Below are 23,294 nucleotides of genomic sequence, written 5' to 3'. Positions count from 1 at the left end.
GAGATTCACCGAAGGAAAGTCGTATGCGCAACATCACCCTGTTCAGTTCGGAACATCACAAGTTCATCCTGCTGAACGAAAGCGAGCCCGGCGAAGAAGACGGCATCCGCTCCAACCAGTACCTGGTCGCCCACGGCGAACACGGCGTCCTCCTCGACCCGGGCGGCTTCGGCGTAATGCCGCGGGTGCTGTCCGAACTGCTCCGCTACATCGGCCCCGACAGCCTCAAGGCCATCATGCTGTCCCACCAGGACCCGGACATCGTCGGCGGCATCGCCACCTGGCTCGAACTCAGCGACGCACCGGTTTACGTGTCACGCATCTGGCTGCGCTTCCTGCCCCACTACGGCCTGCGCTCCATGGAGCGTTTCATCGGCGTACCCGATGAGGGCATGCGCTGCGAGGTGGCCCCGAATTTCACCCTGGACCTGATCCCCGCCCACTTCCTCCACTCCGAAGGCCAGATCAACGTCTACGACCCGGTGTCGCGCATTCTGTTCACCGGCGACATCGGCGCCGCCATGATGCCCGTCGGAAACGATGACCCCTTCGTGGACGACTTCGCCGCCCACCTGCCCTACATCGAGGGCTTCCACCGCCGCTACATGGCCTCCAACCGGGCTGCCCGGCTGTGGGTCGAGGCCGTGTCGGAGCTGGACATCCAGATGATCGCCCCCCAGCACGGCCCGGTCTATCGCGGTGCTGCGGTACCCGCCTTCCTGGCGTGGTTCCGGGAGCTGGAATGCGGCGTTGACCTGATGGTCTCGGCCGGCCGCTTCCGGAAGGGTGAACGCTGATGAAACCTGCCGCCTTGCAGGTGCCCGATGGTCACGAAGAGATGCGCCAGCGGGTGCTTGAGAGCTTTGCCGCCCTGTTCGAAAGCCAGACCCGCAGCCGACGCTTCGCCTCCAGCATCACCGAACTGACCCGCGACACCCACGACGAGCTCCTCCAGGGCCTGCGCGACTCGATCCGGCGCATCGCCAGCCTGGACATCGCCCCCGACACCCGCAGCCATATCGTCTCCGGCCTCGAACGGGCCGTCGCCCGCTGCGAGCGCCTCGACAAGACCCTCGACGTGCTGGTGGACGAGCGCCGCCGGCAGTGGCACAAGAACGCCAGCGACCTCCAGCACGTGATGCTCGAGTTCAACCGCACCTCCCACAGCCTGGCCGGCACCCTGATCGAAAAGGATCTGCTGGAGCGCCAGAGCCAGGTACTGGAGACCATCGTCCTGTCCCACGAGAAGGTCACCCAGTGGAAGGCCTTCGTCCAGGAGGTGCTGCTGGGCTTCCATGCCTTCTTTCCCTTCGACGTGTTCTTCATCGCCTTCGCCGAAGAGAACGTCCTGTCCCTGTACGTCTACTACATGGGCAGTTTTCCGGACGACGTGCGCGCCGCCGCCCGCAGCAAGCTGGCCCGGGACATGGTGGCGCACCTGCGGCTGCCCGCAGATGTCCCCCTCGACATCGAGGAATTCCAGGTGGCCCGGGACGCGAACCGCCCGGTGGGCGAGATCGACAACATCCGCATGATCACGGTGCCGGTGCCCGACATCGAGGCCTCCAACCTCGCCGGGCTGCTGGGCATCGCCTACGCCTCCCTGGAGGATCTGACCCCCCAGGAGAGCAGCGTCATCCACTCCATCCTCGCCGTGATGGTGATGGTGGTGGGCTCCAGCAAGGCCCTCAACCGCACCCTCTCGGAACTGGAGTACTACTCCACCCACGACCCCCTCACCGGGCTGCACAACCGCCGCTACTTCAACGAGATCCTCGGCTACGAGGTGGGGCGCTCGGAACGTCACCAGCACGAATTCTCCATCCTCATGCTCGACCTGGACGACTTCAAGGACGTCAACGACACCTACGGTCACCCCTGCGGCGACCGGGTGTTGCAGCAGGTCGCCGACCGGATGAAGCAGTCCATGCGCAACGGCGACCTGGCCACCCGCATCGGCGGCGACGAGTTCGCCATCATCCTGGTGGAGACCGGTGTCGAGGGCGCCCTCACCGTGGCCGAGAAGCTGCGCACCGAGTTGCGCCAGATGACCTTCAGTGGCGACGATGGCAAGGACTTCCACATCACCACCTCCATCGGCGTCGTCACCTACCCCGGGGACGCCCACAGCATCTCCGACCTGATGGCCGGGGTGGACCTGGGCCTGTACCGGGCCAAGGAGCTGGGCAAGGACGGCATCGGCACGCTTGAATCGGTGGGCGACCGGGTCAAGGCCAGCCGCCTGACCCGGGACTACGCCGAGAAGCTGCGCGCCTCCCTGCGCGACGGGCGCGTGGTGCCCTACTACCAGCGCATCTTCGACTGCAAGACCGGTGAGCCCTTCGCCTACGAGACCCTGGCCCGCATCATCGAGACCGACGGGCGCACCCTGTCGGCCGGGGCCTTCATCGAGACCATCGAAAAATACGGCCTCGGCCGCGACCTGGACCGGACCATCATCGCCCAGGCCCTGCACGCCGCCCGCGCCCGACTCGATGCCAACAAGCCGCCCTTCCGCCTGTTCATCAACCTGTCGGCCCAGGAGATCCAGGGCCGCGGCATCCTGGGCTACGCCGAGCAGCTATGCACCGAGCTGGACATACCGCCCAGCGTGATCGTCTTCGAGATCCTGGAGCGGGACGCCATCGGCGACATGACCCACATGCGCAAGTTTCTGAGCGACCTGCGCAAGAAGGGCTTCCTGTTCGCCCTCGACGACTTTGGCAGCGGCTACAACTCCTTCCACTACCTGCGCGAGCTGAGCTTCGACTACGTGAAGATCGACGGTGCCTTCGTGAAGAACATCGTCCGCTCCAGGATCGACCGCACCCTGGTGCACAACCTCACCCGCCTGTGCCAGGAGCTGGGCATCCTCACCATCGCCGAGTTCGTCGAGTCCGAGGACATCCTGCAGGCCCTGCGCAGCATGGGCGTGGATTATGCCCAGGGCTTCCACCTGGGCATTCCCGCCTCGGCCATGACCTAGCCGCCAGGCGGCGGCCGGTGCTCACAGCGCCTCGATCTCCAGGAAGACCTGGGTCTGGTTGAGGAGCAGGTAGGCGATCTCGCCAAAGGTCATCGGCCCGCCCGGCGCCCCCCCGGGGCGGCCTTCCAGCCCGCAGTACAGGTAGTTGAGGATGCAGTTGCACGACCACAGCGCCGACGCACCCGCCGTCGGCGGCTGCGGGTCCGCCCCGAAATCCACCGGCGCGGCGAGCCGATAGCCCACGTCATCGAAGACCGGCGCATAGAAGTCCACCCGCCCGGCCGCCCGATCCACCCCCTTGATGGACACGTTCACCGACGCCCCCCCGTAGTCGGCCACCAGTGGCAGACGCAGGTCCGCCTTCCGCGCATCCAGATAGGCGGCCAAGGAGGTCTCGACCCCATCCACCGTACACAGCCCGGCAGACAGGCCGGTCTCCGGGAAGCGCAGCTCCTCTCCACTCCCCTGTTCCATGCGGTTGTGGATGTGCACGTGGGCATAACGGGTCTCGGGCAGGGGCACATGCATCACCACCGCCCGCTCGGCGTCGAAGTCCAGGCCGGGGCCACTCACCACCCGCGGCTGGGCCCGCCCCAGATCATCCAGGTGGCAGCCCGCTACCCAGCCCACCATCGGCTTGATGAACATGTCCTCAAAGCCCGGTGCCTTGCGCGCATACAGGGAATGGATCGCCGAGAAGGCCGGGATGATGATCAGGCTGAAGCCGTTGGCCGGGCCGTCGGCACACACATGATCGATGCTGGTGATGTCATAGCAGCGGATCTCCGGCGCGCCGGCATCCACCGGGATGCGGGTGACGAAGAGCCGCTCGCGGCTCACCTGCCCCCCGTCACTGCCCATGAAGTAGGGAATCGTGCCGCCAATCCAGTTGCCGGCAGGCAGGCTGCGCAGCAGGGCTTCGTCGCCGGCGATCATCAGGAAGTGGCCGGAGCGGATCAGCACTGCCGCCTCGTCCGGCCCCATCAGGCCGTTCTCCACGGCGCTCATGCGGCCTCCGGCAGCAGCTGGCGCAGCTCGTGGACCAGCATGCGTTCGTTCTTGACGAAATAGCGGTGGAGGTCGCGCAGCTTCATGCGCCGCACCTCCTCATCGGCAATCAGCGCAACCTGGCTGCGGGTGCGGGACAGCAGTAGCTGCAGGCCAAGCACCCGCACGTCCAGGGGCAGGGTGCCGTCCATCAGGCGCTGCCACACCGGGTCATCCAGGTCCGGCACCCGGCTGGCAGAGGCCGCCGGGGCACCGCCAGGGCCAGGCTCCGCTGCAGCCAGCGGCGCCGGCTCGGCCCCGTTCAGCGCATGCTGCCCCCGATCGAGGGCGTAGCGATAGCGCCACACCTCGGCCATCGGCAGGTCCAGGATGGCGCACACACCGTTCATGCCCACTCCTTCGTTGAGCAGGGACATGATCTGCCGGTCGAGGGCACGGGTGAAGGGCATGCCAGCCTCGCCGGCCCAGGGGTGGCGCGGCATCTCGCTGCCCGCCGGCACCCGCACATGCACCTGGACCCGCCAGCCGCCAAAGCCGGTATGCCGCCAGGTGGCCTCGGGGCCCCCTTCCACCACCCGTGGGCGGCCCAGGCCAAACCAGCTGCGCGGCGCCTCCACGCCGATCCACACGGCCATGCAGCGGTTGAATTCGTCCGCACGACAGGCCTGGACAACCCAGGGCTCCTGCACCTGCAGCAACTGCTTCCACAACGCCAGCCCATCCACCATGCTCACCTCCCTCGGGAAACGCTCCCGGCAGGGGAAGCGCGTCCCGAAGATGCGCAAGGGCCGTGCCAGCCGCCACAAACTGCAGCAGACCGTGAATGTCGCGATGCACCATGTTCAGACTATGAACAAGTGTTACAGCCCCACCTCGCGACGCTGTTTCAAATCAGGGCATGGCCAGGGCGAGCGGAGCCCGCCGGCCAGGGCAGCCAGGGCTGCAGCCGGCGGCTGGTCGGCCCGCAGGCTGAAACTGTCGAAACCGCACTGGGCCATCAGGGCGAGCTGGTCCACCAGCACATCCCCCACCGCCCGCAACTCGCCGGTATAGCCATGGCGCCGGCGCAGCAGGTGGGCCAGGGAATAGCCCCGCCCGTCGGTGAAGAGCGGAAAGTGGATGGCCACCACGGGCACATCTGCCAGCCAGGGGAGCAAGGCCTCCGGCGCGTCGTCCGGGCCGAGCCAAACGCCGGTGTGCCGCCCGGGCAGCGGGGCCGGCCGGGCCAGCCACAGCGCCAGCGGCAGCAGCACGCGCCCTTGCGGCGCAGGCCCGTCAGGCGGCTCCGGCATATCGGCGGTGACCCACGCCCAGTGTTCATCAACGACCTTGCCGTCACGGATCAGGGTGCTCATGCCTCGGCTCCCTGTGCCCGCTCGCTCCCGTACACCCGTGCCTTGAAGGCCTCCAGGCCGACCCGCTCCAGGGCATCGATGAAGATCTCGCCCTCATGGCGGACACCGACATACACCTCGAGCAGCTGCGCGATCACGTCCGGAATCTGCCCGGCGGCGAAGGACGGGCCGATCACCCGGCCCAGGGCCGCCCTGCTCCCCTCCCGACCGCCCAGGGTCACCTGGTACCACTCCTCGTTGTTCTTATCCACGCCGAGAATGCCGATGTGACCGATGTGATGGTGGCCGCAGGCATTCACGCAGCCCGACATGTTGAGCTCCAGCGGCCCCAGGTCGAACTGGTAATCCGCATCATCGAAGCGCTGCTGGATGGCCGCCGCCACCGGAATGGAGCGGGCATTGGCGAGGGAGCAGAAATCGCCCCCGGGGCAGCACACCAGATCGGTGAGCAGCCCGATGTTGGGCGTCGCCAGCCCGAGGGCCCGCAGCCCCTCCCACAGGGCCGGCAGATCCCGCCGGGCAACGTGGGGCAGCACCAGGTTCTGCTCGTGGCTGACGCGGATCTCGCCGGCACTGAAGCGCTCCGCCAGCTCGGCCACCCCGTCCATCTGCTCGGCCGTGGCGTCGCCCGGGGGCACGCCGGTCTTCTTGAGGGACAAGGTGACGATGGCGTGGCCCGGCTTCCGATGGGCGGAGACATTGCGCTCGACCCAGCGGACAAAGGCCCGGTTGCCGGCCAGCGCAGCGAGATAAGCGGAGTCGTCGTCACTGGCGGGCTCAGGCGCCGGTCGGGCAAAGAAGGCCTCCATCTCCCGGAAGGTCGCGTCGCTGATGCAGCCCGCCCCACCCCGGGTCCACGCCCATTCGTCCTCCACCTCGCGGACGAAGCCTTCCAGGGTGAGGTCCTTCACCAGGATCTTGATACGCGCCTTGTACTTGTTGTCGCGCCGGCCATGGCGGTTGTACACCCGCAGGATGGCCTCGAAATAGTTGAGCAGCTCCTCCCGGGGCAGGAAGTCGCGCATGGAGCGCCCCACCATGGGCGTGCGCCCCAGCCCGCCGCCAACGAAGATCTCGAAGCCGATCCGGCCATCGTCGGCCACCCGGGCGACGGCACCGATATCGTGGAAGCGCACCGCGGCCCGGTCTTCCGCCCCGCCGGCAAAGGCGATCTTGAACTTGCGCGGCAGGAACAGGAACTCCGGCGCCAGGGTGGACCACTGGCGCACGATCTCGCAGTAGGGCCGCGGGTCGAACAGCTCGTCGGCCGCCACCCCGGCAAAGGGGTCGGTGGTGATGTTGCGGATGCAGTTGCCCGAGGTCTGGATGGCGTGCATCTGCACCGCGGCCAGCTCGGCCAGGATGTCTGGCACCTCCTCCAGGCGCACCCAGTTGAACTGGATGTTGCAGCGGGTGGTGAAGTGGCCGTAGCCCCGGTCGAAGCGCCGGGCGATGTCGGCGAGCGTGCGCAGCTGATAGGCCGCCAGGGTGCCGTAGGGAATCGCCACCCGCAGCATGGGGGCGTGGCGCTGCACGTAAAGGCCGTTCTGCAGGCGCAGGGGGCGGAACTCGTCCTCCCCCAGGCGCCCGTCCAGAAAGCGGGTCATCTGGTCGCGGAACTGGGCGACCCGGTCTTCCACCAGACGCTGGTCGGTTTGCTTGTATCGGTACATGGTGATCTCGGCAGTTCAGGGGGTCGGGGATCGGGGTCAGGGCAGGACGAAGGTGCTCTTCTCGGTGACCCGGGTCGCCGGGTCGTCGGTGGCACGCACCTGAAAGGTGATCGGCCGGGCGCCCGCCGGCCCCGCATCGGCCGGCGCCGCCACCGTGACCTGCACCGCGCGGATGCTGCCGGCCTCGCCGGCAAAGCGCCGGGCCCCCACCAGCTCGATGCCCGGCAGGCCGCTCACCTCCACCTCGAAGCTCCGGGGCATCTCGGCCAGGTTGGCCAGCTTGAGGGTGTAGGCATTCTCGATGCGGCCGTCGCTGGCCTCCCGGGCCAGGCTGCCCCGGTCACGCAGCACATCCACCAGCAGCAGCGAGCGCTGGGTCGCCGTCCAGGCCCCCAGGGCCACAAAGACGCCGATCAGGCCGCCATACACCGCCAGGCGGGGGCGCCCGCCGCGCCGGGGCTGGCCGGCCAGCTCCTGCTCCGAGGCGAAGCGGATCAGGCCCAGGGGCCTGGACACGCGGGTCATCACCTCGTCGCAGGCATCCACGCACAGGCCGCAGTTGATGCACTGGTACTGCAGGCCGTCACGGATGTCGATGCCGGTGGGGCACACCTGCACGCAGATGCCGCAATCCACGCAATCCCCGCCGCCCTTGCCCTTGCGGGGCTCGCCCCGGCCGGCGTCGTAGCTCACCGTACGGGTGGTGGCGTCGAACATCACCCCCTGGAAGCGGGAATAGGGGCACATGTGCTGGCACACCGCCTCCCGGGCAAAGCCGGCCTGGAGGTAGGTGAACAGCGCGTAGAACACCACCCAGAAGCCCTCCCAGGGCCCCACGCTCCAGCCCGCCAGGGCCGGCAGGAGCTCACGGATCGGGGTGAAATAGCCGACGAAGCTGATCCCCGTCCAGGCAGCAAACAGCAGCCACAGAGCATGCTTGGCGGCCCGCAGCCCCAGCTTGCGCAGCCCCATGGGCGCCTGGTCGAGCCGCAGGCGGGCCAGATGGTCGCCCTCCACGCGGGTCTCGATCCACATGAAGATGGACGTATAGACCGTCTGCGGGCAGGCAAAACCACAGAACAGCCGCCCCGCCAGGGCCGTGACCAGGAACAGGCCGGTGGCCGCCAGGATCAGGGCGATGGCCAGCAGCAGGGCGTCCTGGGGCCACAGCACCAGGCCGAAGAGGTGGAATTTCTCGTGGGGGATGTCGAACCACAGGGCCTGGCGCCCATCCCACTGGAGCCAGCAGGCCCCGTAAAAAATGATCTGGGTGAACCACACCATGCCCCAGCGGAGCGTGTTGAAGCGCCCCTTCACCTCGCGGGCGTGGATCTTTCCCTTCTTGCGGTACAACTCGAGCTTGGCCTCGCGGACCTTGCTGACTGGCTTGTTCATTCGGGCTTTCCTCCTGGGGAAGGAGTAGATCACCCGGATGAAAATGGAAACAGATTCAGCCTGTATCGTTTTTCATAGACACAGATTTACGCCCCAGCGCCCTGCTCCGCCAGCAGCTGGCCGAGGGCCCTCACGGCCTCCCGGGCCCGCTCGTCGATGGGGTGGCCAAAGTTGAGGCGGATGCAGTGCCCGAACTCCCGCTTGGCCGAAAAGATCGGCCCCGGAGCCAGGCTGATGCCCTGGGCCAGCGCCTGGCGGTGCAGCGCCAGGGCATCCACCCGCCGGGGCAGCTCGACCCACAGGAAGTAGCCCCCCTCGGGCCGGGCCAGGCGCGTACCCACGGGGAAATACGCCTCCACCGCCTCGACCAGGGCGGCCTCCTGGGCGGCCAGGGTGCGGCGCAGGTGGCGCAGGTGGTTCTCGTAGGCACCATGCTTGAGGTATTCGGCCAGGGCAATCTGCACCGGCACCGTGGTGGCGAGGCTGGTCGACAGCTTCTGGCGCTGGATCAGGCCGGCGTAGCGCCCCGCCGCCACCCAGCCGATGCGGTAGCCCGGCGCCAGGCACTTGGAGAAGGACGACACGTGCATCACCCGGCCGTTGGGGTCCACCGCCTTGCTGCACAGGGGCGGCCCGGCGCCAAAGTAGAGCTCGGCATACACGTCGTCCTCGATCAGCGGCACCGCGTGGCGGTCGAGGAGTTCAATCAGCGCCTGGCGCCGAGCGTCGGGCACCCGGCTGCCGGTGGGGTTGGCGTAGTTGAGCATCAGCAGGCAGGCCTTCACCGGGTGATGGCGCAGGGCATCCTCCAGGGCGGCCAGGTTGACGCCCTCCCGGGGGTGGCTGGGGATCTCGATGACCTTCAGCCCCAGGCGCTCGCTGGCCTGCAGGCCGGCGTAGAAGGTCGGGGATTCGATGGCGATCAGGTCGCCCGGGCGGGTCACCGCCTGCAGGCACAGGTTGAGCCCCTCCATGGCCCCGGAGGTGACCACGATCTCCTGAGGCGACACCCGGGCCCCCTGGGCCAGGTAGCGCAGGGACAGCTGGCGGCGCAGCTCGTCGTTGCCCGGCGGCAGATCGGTGACCGTCGACAGGGGGTCGAGATGCCGTGCCGCGGCCGCCAGGAAACGCCCCAGCTTGTCCAGGGGGAACAGCCGCGGGCTCGGGAAACTGGAGCCCAGCGGCACCACGGCCGGATCTTTGACGCTATCGAGGATCTCGAAGATGAAGTCGCTCACCTCCAGGGCCGTGGAATGGCCTACCGGGCGGCTCATCTCCGGCTCGGGCAGGCGCTGCCCCAGGCGGGCACGCACGAAGTATCCCGACTTGGGCCGCGCCTCGATCAGGCCCCGGCTCTCCAGCAGGTGATAGGCCTGGGTGACGGTCACCGGGGCAATGCCGTGGATGCGGCAGGTCTGGCGCACCGAGGGCAGCCGGTCTCCGGGGCGCAGCACGCCCTCGGCGATCAGCCGGGCGGTGTCTTCGGCGAGGGTCTGGTAGAGACTCATGGGGGGCGATGGTAGCAGCCCACGCCGATGGGCCGCCCCATAATGCAAAAAGCCGGGCAAGCCCGGCTTTTCTGGCACAGCGCAGTGTCCTGCTTACTGCACGCGCACTTCCACGCGGCGGGCCTCGGCGGCATCGGTGCCACCCAGGGTCACGGCGGGCTTGCGCATGGCCACCTTGTCGGCCGGCACGCCGGCAGCGATCAGGGCGTCCTTGAGGGCCACGGCACGGGCCTTGGCCACTTCGGCGTTGACGGCGGCGCCACCGGTTTCGTCGTGGTAGCCGGAGATCAGCACGATCTTGCTGGCATCTTCCTGCAGCTTGGCGACGACCTTGGCCACTTCATCGGCGGCATTGGCGGGCAGATCAGCCTTGCCGGAGTCGAAGTAGAGCTTCGCCAGGGCTTCGCCCACTTCGGCGATCTCGGGCACTTCGGCCACGGCGGCAACCGGAGCAGTCTTGGTATTGGTCTGGCCGGTGACGTAAACGGTCAGGCCGATCACCAGGCCGATCACCAGGGCGATGATGCCGAACAGGATGCCCAGTACGAGGTTCTGGTTGTCGTCGTCTTCTTGCATAGGAAAATTCCTTTCTAGGTCAAGGTTGAAATCAAACCTTGCAAGTATACCGGCTTAATCGGGCGTACTCCGCGGGATGCGCGAAGGAAAGGTTAAAAAGCTATTCACGATCATGGAATAGCCTGCCCCTTGAAGCCCACCACCATGGCATCCGCCCCGGTCAGCCTCTCCCGGTAACAGCCCTGGAAGCCCGCCTCCGTCATCCAGCCGATGCAGTCCGCCGCGCTGTAGTCGAACCCGCCCCGGGTCTCGATCAGCATGGTAAGGCTCATCAGCAGCCCCTGGACGCTGCTCTCCCGGGCGTCGTCGATCATGGCTTCATACACGATCAGGGCGCCGCCGGGCGGCAGGGCCGCGTAGGCCTTGGCGATCAGGAAGCGTTTTTCCTGCAGGTCCCAGTCATGCAGGATGTGCCCCATCACGATCACCTGGGCGGCTGGCAGTGCATCACGGAAAAAGTCTCCGGCCATGAACCCGACCCGCTCCGCCACCCCCAGACGGGTGGTGTGATCGCCAAAGATGGGGGCGACCGTGGGCAGGTCGAAGCCGGTGCCACGCAGGTGGGGATGGGCGATGGCCACCTGGGCAGCCAGATCGCCCTGGGCGGTGCCGAGGTCGACGAAGCGCGTGTAATTGCCCCACGGAAACTTGCGGGCGATGGCCTGGTTGGCCCCCCGCGACAGGGCCGTCATGGCGCTCAGGAACTGGCGGTGCCGGTGTGGATCGGCGGCGAGGGCCGAGAACAGGGTCTCGCCGCCCTGCTTCAGCTCGTTCTGCGGCGCCCCGGTTCTGAGGGCATCGGTGAGATTGGCCCAGTAGAGGTAGAGGCGCTGATTGACCATCTCCAGCAGCGCGGCGATGCAGGACTCGCTCTCCCGGTCGAGATAGCGGGCCGCCGGCGGAGTGTTGGTGTAGATGCCGTCCTGGCGCTCCAGGAAGCCCAGGGCCACCAGGGCATCCAGAAAATCGCGGCTCGAGCGGGGGTGCAGGCCCAGACGCTGCTCCAGGTCGGCGGCGCTGCCGGGCTGGCGGGCCAGCGCGGTGAACACGTCCAGCTCCACCGCACTGAGCAGGGTCTTGGCGGCACTGAAACCGGTGCCGATGCTGAGGATGTATTCGGGGCTGATGAAGTCGTCAGCCATGGGCGCGCTCCAGGGGTGAACGGCCCAGGTGCAGTTGCGCACCGGTCAGGGCCAGGTGGGTCACGGCCGGATCGGCCAGGGTCTCGAACACGCCGCCGACCAGGGTTGGCGCCGGGCCGGGCTCGGGCAGCAGCCGCAACCACAGGCTGCGGCCGGGCCCGTCCTCGTCCACCCAGCCGGCCAGCAGGCCCGCCGGGCCGGCCTCGATGCAGGCCAGTTGCAGCGCCAGGGCCGGCGCACGGCTGGACAGGCAGCGCCCCTCCCCGTGCCAGTTCAGGTAGCGGGCCAGGGCCGGCAGCGCCTGGCCCGGCTGGCTGGTGAGAAAGCCGATGGGCAGGGGCAGGCCGTCATGGGCCTCGGCCAGGGCCGCCCGCAGGGCGATGTCCGGGCCGTGAAGGGTGGACAGGCTGAGCAGGGCCGCGTCGGGCAGGCCGGCCTCACCGGCGTCGTCCAGACACTGGAGGGCACCGTAGAGCGCCAGCTCGACCCACGCCCCCACCCGCCGCGGGCGCTCGCCCAGGCGGGTGGCGAGGCGCTGGCGCCAGTCGTCCGGGGGCGGATCGTCAAAGTGACGGCCGACGATGCGCCAAAGCTTCATGACAGGCTCTCCTGGCAGTCTTCGAGCACCAGGGCTGCATGACCACCGCCAAAGCCGAGGATCTGGGCGAGGATGAAACGCAGCCGTGGCGGACGACGGGGCGCGAGGGCCACCGCCAGATCGGGATCGGGCGCACAGCCCGGCGGCTCGGGCCATATCCCGGCGTCGATGCAGGCCGTCAGCAGGGCCAGCTCGGCCGCGCCCGCGGCGCCCAGGGTGTGGCCGATGCTGGCCTTGAGGGTGCCCAGCGCGGGCAGACAGGGAAAGACCGCCTTGAGCCCGGCGATCTCTTCCGCGTCGTTGTGGGGGCTGCCGGCGGCCTGGAGCTTGATCAGATCCACCTCGGCCGCGCCGATGCCGCTATCCGCCAGGGCAGCGTGCACCATGCGCTCGACCGTATGGCGGGAGGCCCCGGCCGGGTTGCTGCCATCGACCCGGTTGGCGCCGCCGCGCAGTCGCCAGCGGGCCGTCTTGCGCCCGAGGCAGACCGCCGCCACGGCCTCGCCGAGCACCAGGCCGGCCCGATCTGCCGCCAGGGGGCGCGGCGCCTGCGGATCGAGGAGCTGCAGGGCACCAAAGCCGGCGCTGCTGAAGCGGTTGGTCAGCTCCAGCCCGAGCACCAGGGCCGAATCCGCCTCCCCGGCGCCAATCAGGCGGTGGGCGCTGAGCAGGGCCACGATGGACGAGGTGCACGCGGTGGACACCCAGAACACCGGCCCGCGCCAGTCCAGCCATCCGGCCACGTCCTCGGCGAAACGCTGGCAGTCGGGCAGGAAGGGCGAGCCCTGTTCAAGCGCCCCCACGTTGAGGGACGAGGACGCCAGAAAGAGCGGCGCGCTGCGGTCCACCGGGCCGCACTCCGCCACCGCGGCACGCACCAGCCGGCGACCGCGGGCGTGCCAGTCCGGATCGGCATCGGGGATAGTGAAGGCCGGAAAGAAGGCATCCGGGGCACTCTCAAACATCGCGGGGCGCACGCCACCGGCGGCCAGGCGGGCCAGCGCACGGGGCAGGTCCAGCCCCAGGGCGCAGGCCAGCCCACGCCCCTGCAGGTAGCTGCCGGCAACACTCACGACAGGCGTTCGGCCAGGTGGGCGGCGAGGGTGGACAGGGAGGCCAGGGCGCGGCGGGTCTCCTTGCTGTCGGGCATGCGCACGCCGTAGCGCTTCTGGATGGCCATGGAGACCTGCAGGGCGTCGAGGGAGTCCAGTTGCAGGCGCGAGTCCGGGCCGAAGAGGATCTCGTCGTCGGCCAGCCCACCGGCGGGCTCGGTCTTGTCGGCGGCCTCCAGGATCAGCTGCTTCAGGGCCTGGATGAAAGCGGGGTCGGGGGTGTGCATGGTGTATTCAGGGCGTGATTCTGCGGGAAAAAAGCCGGCTCGCCAGGGCCAGCCCGAGGATGCCGAAGAGGGCCAGACGCAGGGCCCAGGGGGCCGCCTCGGCCACATCACCGTGGCGCAGGAGCACGGTGAGCAGCCCTTCCAGGCCCCAGTTCATGGGCGACAGGCGGGCCAGCTGCTGCATCAGCCCGGGCATGACGAAGGTGGGCACCATGATGCCGCCCAGGGCGGCCATCAGCAGATTGCACAGGGGGCCGAGGGTGTTGGCCTGGGCGTGGGTCCGGACCAGGCAGGCGAGCAGCAGGGCAAAACCGATGGCAGCCACACTGGTGGCGGCCAGCATCATGAGCAGCGCCGGCCAGTGGATGCCCGCCAGGGACAGGGCCTCGCCGCCCAGCAGCGGCATCAGGGCACAGCCCACCGTCAGCATCAGGGCTGCCTGGATGGCATTGATGCCCACATAGGGCAAGGCCTTGGCGAGGATCTGGATACGCTCGGGCACGCCCAGCGCCGCCAGACGGGCCAGGGCTCCACTGTGCTGCTCCTGCACGAAGAGGCTGCTGATGGCGGTGACCACGAAGAACATGCCGAAGACCAGCCAGGCCGGCACGTTCTGCTGCACGGCGCTGACCGGGCGCAGGGCGCGGCCCAGCTGCTCGACGGCCATGAAGGGCAGGATGGACTGGCTGCCCCGGGGGCTCTCGCCGGTGAGGCTGGCCTGCAACAGGGCCGCCCGCAGCTCACCCACGGCGCCGGCAAGTTCGGCCTGCAGGGTACGGAAAGCGCCTTGATCGAGGCCCGGCTCGACCCGCAGACGGACCACCGGGGCGCGGGGCGGATCGAGCTCGCCCAGGGCGTCGGCCAGGCTGGCGTCGAGGGTCAGCACATAGGCCAGGCGCCCCTGGCGCAGGGCCTCGTCGACCTCGCCGGGTGTGGCCGGCAGGGGCCTGGGGCTGCCGTGGGCCGTTGCCCAGGTGGCGCTAATGCGCCGGGCCGCGGGGCTGTCCTTTGCGCTGTCGATGGCATAGGCGAGTTGCCGCAGGGGGGGCGCGTAGAGGTTCTGCAGGGCCAGGGACATGATCACGATGAAGGCCGCCGGCATCACGAACAGGGCCGCCAGGGCATGGGGGTCGCGCAGCAGGGCGAGGAGCTCCTTGCGGATCAGGGCACGCAGCATCAGTGATCCCGCAGCCGGGTGTCGGTCAGGCGCATGAACAGGCGCTCCAGGCTGTGACGCCCGAAGCGGGCATCGCGGATGCGCCCTCCCCGGGCTTCGATGCGGGCCAGCGCCGCCACCGGCGAGGCGTCGGCGGCGAGCTCGAGTTTCAGGTGCACGCCGGCCACCTCCAGCCGGCCGTCGATCTCACCGGCCAGGGCCTTCAGGGCTGCGGCATCGAGGGGCACTTCGAGCTGCAGCTCCACATGCCCGCGGGCTTGGGCCAGGAGTTCGGCCAGGCTCCCCTGGCAGAGCACCCGGCCGTGGTCGACGATCACCACGCGATCAGCGATCGCTTCGATCTCCTCCATGTAGTGGCTGGCGTAGATCACCCCCATGCCCGAGGCCGCCAGGGCACGCACGGTGTCCAGCAGGAAGGCCCGGGACTGGGGGTCGACGCCCACCGTCGGCTCGTCCAGCACCAGCAGCGCGGGGGTGGGCAGCAGGGCGATGGCCAGGTTGAGGCGCCGTTTGAGCCCGCCGGAGAGGTGCTCGGCGCGGGTGCCGGCAAAGTCTTCGAGGCGGGTGGCGGCGAGGGTCCGGGCGATGGCCTGCCGGGCTGCCGCGCCGGACAGGCGGCTGGCGGCGGCGAAGCAGCGCAGGTTTTCGGCCACGCTCAGCATGGGATAGAAGGCAAAGTCCTGGGGCGCGATGGCGATGCAGCCGGGCGTGCGGCGGCGCAGCGCGGCAAGGGCTTCGCCATCCACCTCGATCTGCCCGCCATCGGCCTGAAGCAGACCGGCCAGATGGGCCACCAGGGTGGACTTGCCGGCCCCGTTGGGCCCGAGCAGGCCGAGGATCTCGCCGCGCCGGGCTTCCAGGCTGAAATCCACCAGGGCCGGCGCCGCCGCTGCCGGATAGCGATAGTGGAGCCCGCGGACCTGCAGCATCAGGACACCGCGGCCTTCAGCTCGGTGAAGAAGCCCTTCTCGGCCGCCGCAAGGGCAAAAAGGTGTTCGGCCAGGGCCGGCGGATCAAAGGGGTCGCGCCCTTTCACCATGCGCGCGGCGGCCAGGGCGAAGGCCCGCCAGGCGTCGCCGATGTCCATCAGGCGCTCGGCAAACTCGCCCAGGGCCGGGCGCTCCGCGTGCTGGGCAGCCTCCTGGAGGAAGGCCGCGTAGAGAAAGCGGAAGCCGGCGCCGCCAGTGCCGATCTCCTCCTGCATGCGCACGATGTGGCCTACCAGGCGCAGGCTGTCCGGCCGGGTGCGATCGAGCCTGGCCAGGCTGCGGGCCAGGCCTTTGATTCCGCCTGCGCCAAAGATGGGCAGCGGCGCCAGCATGCTCCAGGCAACCCGGTGGATGGCCTGGCGGATGGCCTTGGGCTGGATGTCCCGCCCGGGCACATCGACGGGAAAGTACAGGGTGCCCTTGGGGGCGAGCATGCCCTTGGCGAAGCGGGCCCGGTTGAGGTCGTCCCGGTGGCAGCGCACCGGGTGCTCACCCACCGGGTCGCTGATCAGGTACTCGTCCCCTTCCCGCCCGTAAACCACCAGGTTGTGGGCGTTGAAGTGGAAGCGCATGTCCTCGGGGAAATAGGGCAGCCAGTAAACCGAGGTCTGCAGGCCCACCACCTGCCCTTGATCGAGGAGCGCATCCAGGCGCGCCTCGCCGGCCGCGACGCTGGCAAAGCGCTCGATGCGGAAGCGCACCCCGAGGGACTTGCGCACCCCCCGGATGATCGCCCGGGGCGGCACCCGGTAAGCGATCAGCGGCATCTCCTGGATGCGCACGAAGGGCAGGTAGGCGAAGCTGAGGCCGCCGCCGAGACCGAAGGCCATAGGCTCGCCGATGGGCAGCCCGTGGTGGTTGAGGAGATTGGCCACCGTGCCGCTTTCGCAGTGGGCGGCGTGGCGGTGCTGGAAGTCCGCACTCATGGCAAGGCCCGCAGTGTTTCCGGGGCGATGCCCAGGGCGGCGGCGTAGCGATTCAGCAGCGCCGGCGACAGCCGGGCAAACACCGCTGGACGGAAATGGCGACGGATGCGCCAGCGCCACACCCCGCAGCTCTGGGCGAAGGTGGCGATGTCCATGCGGCGGGCGTACATCCAGTATTCCAGGGGCGACGACTGGCCCGCCACGACCCGGGCCCGGGCCGCCTCGGTGTAAGCATCGAAGACATCCACGGCCTGGAGGGTGACGATCTCTTCGGCCTCCCAGCCGGCGGACTCCACCGCCACAATCGTGCCACCCGCGCCCCGCGCATAGACGGCCTTGCGATGGCCGCCGAGGGTGGCGTTGCCATCCTGGGGCACGTCCTGCACGTCCATCAGACCGCCTCCAGGAAGACGAAGCCGCTGGAGAAGCGCCCACTCTCGGGCACGTAGAGCAGGAGCTTCTGGCCCGGGCGGATGCGCCCGGAGCGCATCAGCTCGTCGAGCATGATGTAGGGCGAGGCGGAACCCGTGTTGCCCTTGTCCACCAAGTTGGTGAACCACCGGGAGGTGGGGATGGGGAAGCCGATGTCCGCCAGGGTGCGTTCGAGGATGGGGGCGAAATACAGGGACGAGATATGGGGCAGGAACCAGTCCACGTCCTCGGGGCGGAGGCCATGGCGGGCCTGGAGGGCGTGGATGGGATCCGTGAGGGTGACCGGAGCGACGTGTTCGTTGAGCAGCCGGACATCCTGCTTGAGGGAGAAGATGGAACGGGAGGCCCAGTCGGTCACCGGGAAACGCACCCAGCCCCGCAGGCCGCCGTCGGATTCCTTCTCGGCGCCGGCATACATGCAGGCGGGCAGGCGGTGGGCGTTGGAGAACAGCTCGATCCAGTGCACCCGGAGCGAAACCTGCCCCGGCCGGGGCGTCGGCTCCAGCAGCAGGGCGCCGGCCCCGTCGGAGAGCATCCAGCGCAGGAATTCCTTGTCGAAGGCGATCTCGGGGCGCGCCTCCATCTCCCGGGCCAGGTGTTCGCTTTCGGCCTCGAAATGGCTCGCCCGCATGACCGGCGAGACCAGCTCCGAACCCGTGGCGATGGCGCGCCGGGCGCTGCGGGAGGCCACGCTCATGGCCGCGTACTTGAGGGCGGCGGTACCCGACAGGCAGATGCCCGCCAGGGACACCACCTCCAGCTGGGGCCAGCCCAGCTCGCCATGGACCATCACCCCATGCCCGGGGAGGAGCTGGTCGGCATGGGAAGTGCCGGTGGCCAGGCAATCCACCGGGCCGACATCGCCCAGGGCGCGGATGGCCTCTGCGGTGAGCCGGGCGTGGGTCATCACCGGCTCCCGGGTGAGGGGGTCGAGGGCGTAGTGGCGGGTCTTGATGCCGTTGTTGCGCAGCACGATGCGCCGCGCCCGGGAGGGCTTGCCGCCGACCATGCCGAGGATGGACTCGATGCGCTCGTTGGGAACCGGCTCGAGGGGCAGATAGGCGGCCGAACCGGTGATGAAGACGTCAGAAATCATAGTGGGCAAGGCGTTCAAGGCCGGAGCCCGAGGGCTGCTCGTAGGATGCCTTCACCGCGTCGAGATGGCGGCGCAGGAAGGGACGCAAAAACGCCTGTAAGGCGAGGGAGACCGGGACCACCGTCAGGATGATGGCCACCAGGAAGACCAGGTACAAGGCCAGCAGGGGCAGGCGCTGCCAGGCGCCAGGCCGCCCGGCCCAGTGCAGCAGGGTACCCCAGACGCGGAAACTGCGGCTGCCGGCCCGTTCGCTGACGAGCAGCTCGGGGCGGGCCTGAACGGCGCCAAGCCCGGACAGCAGCGGCGCCGTGCCCTGCTCCCGATCGTCCAGCAGGGCGTCGCGCAGCGCCCGGCCAAAGCGGATGCTGCGCCGGATGTCGTCCTCGGCCACGCCGGCGGCGGGCAGCCAGGGCACCGGCTGGCGGCGCCCGGTGAGCAACCACAGGGGCGTGGTGAGCAGGGTGGCGAGGGTGGGGGCGCGGTCGGTGAGCACCACGTTGTCCAGGTGCCGGGCGCCGATCTCGGCCAGCCGTGCCCGGACCCGGTCGTGGGCCATCATCCACATGTTGCGACAGGCCACCACCGTGACCACCGGCTTGTTGCGCAGCAGGCGGGGGCCCTCGTCACCGAGGAGGAAGGCCGCCACGGGCTGGCTGGGGGCAAGGAACCACACCTGGTAGAACAGGATGACCAGGTCGTAGGATTCGTCGGCGGGGAGTTCAAGGGGTGCGATCTCGCCGGGGCGCATCAGCGCCGATTCGGGAAAGGCATCGAGAAAGCGGAAGAACGGCCACGGAAAGGGAAACGCCGCCCGGGGCTGGAGCTGCGCCACCCGCAGTGCGATGCCGGGCTCGGCCACCAGGGGTTCGATCAGGCGCTCGGCAATGGCGGACAGCTGGCCCGTCTGTGTGTAAACGACGACCAGCGCACGCTTCATGGGCCTGGGTGCAGCGTGATGCGATTCGTTCGACACTGGGGAGATCTGAGGGCGCGTTTCAATAGCCGCATTCTATTGCCTGGGCATGTCAGCCGGCAATCTTGCCGCCGCCCCGCGGCGCCCCAAAGCCACGCCGCCGCCCGGGGAGACCGGGCGGCGGCGTATTCAAAGGCCGGCGATCAGACCTTGGTGAACACGATCCTGCCGTTGTCGCAGTCCACCCGGATCGTATCCTTGGCGGCGAACTGCCCTTCCAGGATGCGCTTGGCGAGGGGGTTCTCGATGTGCTCCTGGATGGCGCGCTTGAGCGGACGGGCGCCGAAGACCGGATCGAAGCCGGCACGGGCCAGTTCGGTCAGGGCTGCATCGCTGGCGTCCAGGTGCATGTCGAGCTTGGCCAAACGCTTCTCCAGGTAACCCAGCTGGATGCGGGCGATGGAGGCGATGTTCTTCTCGTCGAGGGCGTGGAAGACCACCACTTCGTCGATCCGGTTGATGAACTCGGGCCGGAAGTAGGTCTTCACCTCACCCATCACCGCCAGCTTGATGATCTGGTAATCATCGCCGGACATCTGCTGGATCATCTGCGAACCCAGGTTGCTGGTCATCACGATCACGGTGTTCTTGAAGTCCACCGTGCGGCCCTGGCCGTCGGTCATGCGGCCGTCGTCGAGCACCTGCAGCAGCACGTTGAAGACGTCCGGGTGGGCCTTCTCCACCTCGTCGAAGAGGATCACCGAATAGGGTTTGCGCCGCACCTGCTCGGTGAGGTAGCCGCCCTCCTCGTAGCCCACATAGCCCGGAGGCGCCCCGATCAGGCGGGCCACCGAGTGCTTCTCCATGAACTCGCTCATGTCGATGCGGATCAGGTGATCCTCGGCATCGAACATGAACTCGGCCAGGGTCTTGCACAGCTCGGTCTTGCCCACGCCCGTGGGGCCGAGGAACAGGAAGGAGCCGTAGGGCCGGTTCTCGTCCGACAGGCCGGCGCGGGAGCGGCGGATGGCGTCCGACACCAGGCGCACGGCCTCGTCCTGGCCGATCACCCGGTTGTGCAGGTGGGCCTCCATCTTCAGCAGCTTGTCGCGCTCGCCCTGCATCATCTTCGACACGGGGATGCCGGTGGCCCGGGACACCACCTCGGCGATCTCCTCGGCGCCCACTTCGGTGCGCAGCAGCTTGTTGGCCGGCCTGGCGTCGCCGCTGGCTTCGGCCTTCTTGAGCTGGGCTTCGAGCTGGGGCAGCTGGCCGTACTGCAGCTCGGCCACCTTCTCGAGCTTGCCTTCCCGCTGCAGGCGGGCGATGTCGGCCTTGATGCGGTCGATCTCTTCCTTGATGTGGGCGGAGCCCTGCACCGCCGACTTCTCGGCCTTCCAGATTTCCTCCAGATCGGAGTACTCCTTCTTGATGCGGGTAATCTCCTCCTCGATCAGGCCGAGGCGCTTCTGGGAGGCTTCGTCCTTCTCCTTCTGCACCGCCAGCTGTTCGATCTCCAACTGGATGCGGCGGCGTTCGAGCTTGTCCATCACCTCGGGCTTGGAGTCGATCTCCATCTTGATGCGCGCCGCCGCCTCGTCGATCAGGTCGATGGCCTTGTCGGGCAGGAAGCGGTCGGTGATGTAGCGGTTGGACAGCTCGGCCGCGGCGACGATGGCCGGGTCGGTGATCTCGACGCCGTGGTGCAGCTCGTAGCGCTCCTTCAGGCCACGCAGGATGGCGATGGTGGACTCCACCGTCGGCTCATCCACCAGCACCTTCTGAAAGCGGCGCTCCAGGGCGGCGTCCTTCTCGATGTACTTGCGGTATTCATCCAGGGTGGTGGCGCCGATGCAGTGCAGCTCGCCGCGGGCCAGGGCCGGCTTGAGCATGTTGCCGGCGTCGATGGCGCCCTCGGCCTTGCCGGCGCCCACCATGGTGTGGATCTCGTCGATGAACAGGATGATGCGGCCTTCGTCCTTGGCGATGTCGTTGAGCACCGCCTTCAGGCGCTCCTCGAACTCGCCCCGGTACTTGGCCCCGGCCAGCAGCCCGGCCATGTCGAGCACCAGCACGCGCTTGCCCTTCAGGGTCTCGGGCACTTCCTCATTGACGATGCGCTGGGCCAGGCCCTCGACGATGGCCGTCTTGCCCACGCCCGGCTCGCCGATCAGCACCGGGTTGTTCTTGGTGCGGCGCTGCAGGATCTGGATGGCGCGGCGGATCTCGTCGTCGCGGCCGATCACCGGGTCGAGCTTGCCCTGGCGGGCGCGCTCGGTGAGATCCACGCAGAACTTCTTGAGGGCCTCGCGCTGGCTCTCGGCATCGGCGCTGCCCACATTCTGGCCGCCGCGCACGGCGTCGATGGCCTGCTCCAGCGCCTTTTTGGTCAGCCCGTTTTCCTTCAGCAGGCGGCCGGTCTCGCCCTTGTCGTCGGCCAAGGCCAGCAGAAACATCTCGCTGGCGATGAACTCGTCGCCGCGCTGCTGGGCGGCCTTGTCGGTGAGGTTGAGCAGGTTGCCCAGATCGCGTCCCACCGACACGTCGCCGCCGTGCCCCTGCACCTTGGGCAGGCGCTCCAGCGCCTTGATCAGCGCCGCCTTCAGGCCGCCCACATTGGCCCCGGCCCGCTGCAGCAAGGACGCGGTGCTGCCGTCATCCTGGGCCAGCAAGGCCAGCAGCAGGTGCTGGGGCTCGATGAACTGTTGATCGTTGCCCACGGCGAGGCTCTGGGCTTCGCTGAGGGCTTGCTGGAACTTGGTAGTGAACTTGTCGTAGCGCATAAGGCCTCCGGATTCTGGTCTGAGGCCTACATGGGGGGTGAAACCGGGCTTTCAAGTCGAAGGCGGTGAATGCCGCCGGGGCATCTGCCGGCCCGCCCGGCGGCATACGCAAATGTCTTTAACAAAAGTATGATGCGGGGCTGTCCGACAACAACAGGGGCATCCGCCAGCCCCGCCGCCATCGCCCGCCACGCCCGGGCTCCGTGCGCCCCAAGGAGACGAGACAATGACAAGAATCCGCAGCGCCCTGCTCCGTGCAGGCATGCTGGGTGCCAGCCTAGCCTTCGCCCAGGCCGCCCCCGCTGCCGGCGAGATCGCCCTCGCCCACGTCGCCCCCCTCAGCGGCCCCGCCACCCGGGAAGCCAGCGAATACAACACCGGCATCCGCGTGGCCCTGAAGGCCGCCAACGCCGCTGGCGGCATCCACGGCAAGCAGCTGGTGCTGCGCAACCTGGACGACGAGTACAAGGCCGACACCGCCCTCGCCCGCTTCCGCGAAGCCGCCGCCTCCGACGCCCTGGCCGCGCTGATGACCGTCGGCTCCCCGGCCATGACACGCCTGCTGGCCGAACAGTTTCCCGAAACCCAGAAGTTTCCGGTCATAGGCGTGATCCCCGGCGCCGAACCCCTGCGCACCCCCGTCAATCCCTACGTCTACCACGTGCGCGCCGGCGATCTGGAGCAATACCGCAAGCTCGCCGAACACGCCACCACCACCGGCCAGCAGCGCGTCGCCGTGGCCTATGCCGACATCCCCTTCGGCACCGCCGGCCTGAACACCCTCGAATCCCTGTTCCGCGGCAGATCCCAGCAGATCGTCGCCCGGGTCGCCCTGCCCCTGGGTGGCAAGGCCGACCTCCCCGGCGCCGTGAAGACCCTGGTCGCCGCCAAGCCCGACATCATCTACATGGTGATCCCCGCCCAGCTGGCCGGCGAATTCCTCAAGGCCTACCGGAGCGGCAATGGCGGCCTGCCCGCCCAGCTCGCCACCGCTTCGTACGGCAACGCCGAGACCCTGTGCCAGGTGGCCGGCGAAGAAGCCACCCGCGGCGTAGTCATCTCCCAGGTCATGCCCAACCTCGGCAACAGCGCCATCCCGGTCGTCCGGCGCTTCCATGAAGACATGGCCAAATTCGGCGAGCCCGGCACCCGGCCGAGCATCTTCCACCTGGAAGCCTACGTCACCACCCGGGTCGTCCTCGAAGCCATCCGCCGCGCCGGCCCCACCCCCACCCGCCCCAAACTCGTCCAGGCCCTCGATGGGCTCAAGGGCTACGACGTGGGCGGCTACACGGTGGACTTCTCCCCCACCCGGCACACCGGGTCGAACTTTGTGGATATCAGTATTGTCGGGCGGGGGTGCAGGCTGATGTTCTGAGCATCAAGGCTAGCGCAAGC

Annotated in this window: 21 protein-coding genes; 3 read left to right on the top strand and 18 right to left on the bottom strand. The window is 68.6% G+C overall.

The window, feature by feature from the left end; genetic code table 11:
- Positions 1 to 23 precede the first annotated feature (23 nt).
- Complete coding sequence (locus L6Q67_RS00405; protein WP_296563505.1) at positions 24 to 797, top strand: MBL fold metallo-hydrolase; 774 nt, start codon at positions 24 to 26, stop codon at positions 795 to 797.
- On the top strand, positions 797 to 2,986 hold the full coding sequence (locus L6Q67_RS00400) for a bifunctional diguanylate cyclase/phosphodiesterase (RefSeq protein WP_296563503.1): 2,190 nt from the start codon (positions 797 to 799) through the stop codon (positions 2,984 to 2,986). The genes L6Q67_RS00405 and L6Q67_RS00400 overlap by 1 nt, the downstream gene beginning before the upstream one ends.
- A 21-nt stretch (positions 2,987 to 3,007) precedes the next feature.
- Here L6Q67_RS00400 and L6Q67_RS00395 read toward each other — a convergent pair whose 3' ends face one another.
- From L6Q67_RS00395 to clpB, 18 genes are all read right to left on the bottom strand, one after another.
- On the bottom strand, positions 3,008 to 3,994 hold the full coding sequence (locus L6Q67_RS00395; RefSeq protein ID WP_296563500.1) for a hypothetical protein: 987 nt from the start codon (positions 3,992 to 3,994) through the stop codon (positions 3,008 to 3,010).
- On the bottom strand, positions 3,991 to 4,779 hold the full coding sequence (locus tag L6Q67_RS00390; protein WP_296563498.1) for a hypothetical protein: 789 nt from the start codon (positions 4,777 to 4,779) through the stop codon (positions 3,991 to 3,993). The genes L6Q67_RS00395 and L6Q67_RS00390 overlap by 4 nt, the downstream gene beginning before the upstream one ends.
- A gap of 75 nt (positions 4,780 to 4,854) precedes the next feature.
- Positions 4,855 to 5,349, bottom strand: coding sequence for a DUF934 domain-containing protein (locus tag L6Q67_RS00385; protein WP_296563494.1), 495 nt, complete (start codon positions 5,347 to 5,349; stop codon positions 4,855 to 4,857).
- Positions 5,346 to 7,022, bottom strand: a complete 1,677-nt coding sequence (locus L6Q67_RS00380) for a nitrite/sulfite reductase (protein WP_296563491.1) — start codon at positions 7,020 to 7,022, stop codon at positions 5,346 to 5,348. The genes L6Q67_RS00385 and L6Q67_RS00380 overlap by 4 nt, the downstream gene beginning before the upstream one ends.
- Before the next feature lie 36 nt (positions 7,023 to 7,058).
- Complete coding sequence (ccoG, locus tag L6Q67_RS00375; RefSeq protein ID WP_296563488.1) at positions 7,059 to 8,417, bottom strand: cytochrome c oxidase accessory protein CcoG; 1,359 nt, start codon at positions 8,415 to 8,417, stop codon at positions 7,059 to 7,061.
- Positions 8,418 to 8,503: 86 nt separating this feature from the next.
- The gene (locus L6Q67_RS00370; RefSeq protein WP_296563485.1) at positions 8,504 to 9,925 is read right to left on the bottom strand and encodes a PLP-dependent aminotransferase family protein; all 1,422 of its coding nucleotides are present in this window, start codon (positions 9,923 to 9,925) and stop codon (positions 8,504 to 8,506) included.
- Positions 9,926 to 10,018: 93 nt separating this feature from the next.
- The gene (locus L6Q67_RS00365; RefSeq protein ID WP_296563481.1) at positions 10,019 to 10,501 is read right to left on the bottom strand and encodes an OmpA family protein; all 483 of its coding nucleotides are present in this window, start codon (positions 10,499 to 10,501) and stop codon (positions 10,019 to 10,021) included.
- A gap of 110 nt (positions 10,502 to 10,611) precedes the next feature.
- Positions 10,612 to 11,643, bottom strand: a complete 1,032-nt coding sequence (locus tag L6Q67_RS00360) for a methyltransferase (protein WP_296563478.1) — start codon at positions 11,641 to 11,643, stop codon at positions 10,612 to 10,614.
- A complete protein-coding gene (locus L6Q67_RS00355; RefSeq protein WP_296563475.1) occupies positions 11,636 to 12,241 on the bottom strand; it encodes a hypothetical protein in 606 nt (201 codons plus the stop codon). Before L6Q67_RS00355 ends, L6Q67_RS00360 begins: the two co-directional genes overlap by 8 nt.
- A complete protein-coding gene (locus tag L6Q67_RS00350; protein WP_296563473.1) occupies positions 12,238 to 13,314 on the bottom strand; it encodes a beta-ketoacyl synthase N-terminal-like domain-containing protein in 1,077 nt (358 codons plus the stop codon). The genes L6Q67_RS00355 and L6Q67_RS00350 overlap by 4 nt, the downstream gene beginning before the upstream one ends.
- The gene (locus L6Q67_RS00345; RefSeq protein WP_296563470.1) at positions 13,311 to 13,580 is read right to left on the bottom strand and encodes a phosphopantetheine-binding protein; all 270 of its coding nucleotides are present in this window, start codon (positions 13,578 to 13,580) and stop codon (positions 13,311 to 13,313) included. Before L6Q67_RS00345 ends, L6Q67_RS00350 begins: the two co-directional genes overlap by 4 nt.
- 7 nt (positions 13,581 to 13,587) lie before the next feature.
- A complete protein-coding gene (locus L6Q67_RS00340; protein ID WP_296563467.1) occupies positions 13,588 to 14,757 on the bottom strand; it encodes an ABC transporter permease in 1,170 nt (389 codons plus the stop codon).
- On the bottom strand, positions 14,757 to 15,686 hold the full coding sequence (locus L6Q67_RS00335; protein ID WP_296563463.1) for an ABC transporter ATP-binding protein: 930 nt from the start codon (positions 15,684 to 15,686) through the stop codon (positions 14,757 to 14,759). Before L6Q67_RS00335 ends, L6Q67_RS00340 begins: the two co-directional genes overlap by 1 nt.
- Positions 15,686 to 16,672, bottom strand: a complete 987-nt coding sequence (locus tag L6Q67_RS00330) for a BtrH N-terminal domain-containing protein (RefSeq protein ID WP_296563460.1) — start codon at positions 16,670 to 16,672, stop codon at positions 15,686 to 15,688. The genes L6Q67_RS00335 and L6Q67_RS00330 overlap by 1 nt, the downstream gene beginning before the upstream one ends.
- A complete protein-coding gene (locus L6Q67_RS00325; RefSeq protein ID WP_296563455.1) occupies positions 16,669 to 17,064 on the bottom strand; it encodes a hypothetical protein in 396 nt (131 codons plus the stop codon). The genes L6Q67_RS00330 and L6Q67_RS00325 overlap by 4 nt, the downstream gene beginning before the upstream one ends.
- Positions 17,064 to 18,200, bottom strand: a complete 1,137-nt coding sequence (locus L6Q67_RS00320) for a beta-ketoacyl-ACP synthase III (RefSeq protein WP_296563452.1) — start codon at positions 18,198 to 18,200, stop codon at positions 17,064 to 17,066. Before L6Q67_RS00320 ends, L6Q67_RS00325 begins: the two co-directional genes overlap by 1 nt.
- The gene (locus tag L6Q67_RS00315; protein WP_296563449.1) at positions 18,190 to 19,137 is read right to left on the bottom strand and encodes a dialkylrecorsinol condensing enzyme; all 948 of its coding nucleotides are present in this window, start codon (positions 19,135 to 19,137) and stop codon (positions 18,190 to 18,192) included. Before L6Q67_RS00315 ends, L6Q67_RS00320 begins: the two co-directional genes overlap by 11 nt.
- 179 nt (positions 19,138 to 19,316) lie before the next feature.
- Positions 19,317 to 21,896 (bottom strand): ATP-dependent chaperone ClpB, encoded by a 2,580-nt coding sequence (gene clpB, locus L6Q67_RS00310; RefSeq protein ID WP_296563446.1) that lies wholly within the window; start codon positions 21,894 to 21,896, stop codon positions 19,317 to 19,319.
- 226 nt (positions 21,897 to 22,122) lie between these two features.
- Between clpB and L6Q67_RS00305 the strand changes: the two genes are divergently transcribed.
- Entirely contained in the window at positions 22,123 to 23,274 is a 1,152-nt protein-coding gene (locus tag L6Q67_RS00305) for an ABC transporter substrate-binding protein (protein ID WP_296563444.1), read from the top strand.
- Positions 23,275 to 23,294 lie beyond the last annotated feature (20 nt).

The organism is Zoogloea sp. (assembly GCF_023150065.1).
Lineage (GTDB): Bacteria > Pseudomonadota > Gammaproteobacteria > Burkholderiales > Rhodocyclaceae > Zoogloea.
This window is presented reverse-complemented; position numbering and strand designations above follow the sequence as displayed.

What these genes read in the sequence shown, in the direction of transcription:
- L6Q67_RS00380 (WP_296563491.1), bottom strand. Translation starts at nt 7,022, where the DNA reads ATGTACCGATACAAGCAAACCGACCAGCGTCTGGTGGAAGACCGGGTC.
- L6Q67_RS00335 (WP_296563463.1), bottom strand. Translation starts at nt 15,686, where the DNA reads ATGCTGCAGGTCCGCGGGCTCCACTATCGCTATCCGGCAGCGGCGGCG.
- L6Q67_RS00345 (WP_296563470.1), bottom strand. Translation starts at nt 13,580, where the DNA reads ATGCACACCCCCGACCCCGCTTTCATCCAGGCCCTGAAGCAGCTGATC.
- L6Q67_RS00400 (WP_296563503.1), top strand. Translation starts at nt 797, where the DNA reads ATGAAACCTGCCGCCTTGCAGGTGCCCGATGGTCACGAAGAGATGCGC.
- L6Q67_RS00320 (WP_296563452.1), bottom strand. Translation starts at nt 18,200, where the DNA reads ATGATTTCTGACGTCTTCATCACCGGTTCGGCCGCCTATCTGCCCCTC.
- ccoG (WP_296563488.1), bottom strand. Translation starts at nt 8,417, where the DNA reads ATGAACAAGCCAGTCAGCAAGGTCCGCGAGGCCAAGCTCGAGTTGTAC.
- L6Q67_RS00340 (WP_296563467.1), bottom strand. Translation starts at nt 14,757, where the DNA reads ATGCTGCGTGCCCTGATCCGCAAGGAGCTCCTCGCCCTGCTGCGCGAC.
- L6Q67_RS00315 (WP_296563449.1), bottom strand. Translation starts at nt 19,137, where the DNA reads ATGAAGCGTGCGCTGGTCGTCGTTTACACACAGACGGGCCAGCTGTCC.
- L6Q67_RS00385 (WP_296563494.1), bottom strand. Translation starts at nt 5,349, where the DNA reads ATGAGCACCCTGATCCGTGACGGCAAGGTCGTTGATGAACACTGGGCG.
- L6Q67_RS00305 (WP_296563444.1), top strand. Translation starts at nt 22,123, where the DNA reads ATGACAAGAATCCGCAGCGCCCTGCTCCGTGCAGGCATGCTGGGTGCC.
- L6Q67_RS00405 (WP_296563505.1), top strand. Translation starts at nt 24, where the DNA reads ATGCGCAACATCACCCTGTTCAGTTCGGAACATCACAAGTTCATCCTG.
- L6Q67_RS00360 (WP_296563478.1), bottom strand. Translation starts at nt 11,643, where the DNA reads ATGGCTGACGACTTCATCAGCCCCGAATACATCCTCAGCATCGGCACC.
- L6Q67_RS00355 (WP_296563475.1), bottom strand. Translation starts at nt 12,241, where the DNA reads ATGAAGCTTTGGCGCATCGTCGGCCGTCACTTTGACGATCCGCCCCCG.
- clpB (WP_296563446.1), bottom strand. Translation starts at nt 21,896, where the DNA reads ATGCGCTACGACAAGTTCACTACCAAGTTCCAGCAAGCCCTCAGCGAA.
- L6Q67_RS00365 (WP_296563481.1), bottom strand. Translation starts at nt 10,501, where the DNA reads ATGCAAGAAGACGACGACAACCAGAACCTCGTACTGGGCATCCTGTTC.
- L6Q67_RS00325 (WP_296563455.1), bottom strand. Translation starts at nt 17,064, where the DNA reads ATGGACGTGCAGGACGTGCCCCAGGATGGCAACGCCACCCTCGGCGGC.
- L6Q67_RS00330 (WP_296563460.1), bottom strand. Translation starts at nt 16,672, where the DNA reads ATGAGTGCGGACTTCCAGCACCGCCACGCCGCCCACTGCGAAAGCGGC.
- L6Q67_RS00395 (WP_296563500.1), bottom strand. Translation starts at nt 3,994, where the DNA reads ATGAGCGCCGTGGAGAACGGCCTGATGGGGCCGGACGAGGCGGCAGTG.
- L6Q67_RS00370 (WP_296563485.1), bottom strand. Translation starts at nt 9,925, where the DNA reads ATGAGTCTCTACCAGACCCTCGCCGAAGACACCGCCCGGCTGATCGCC.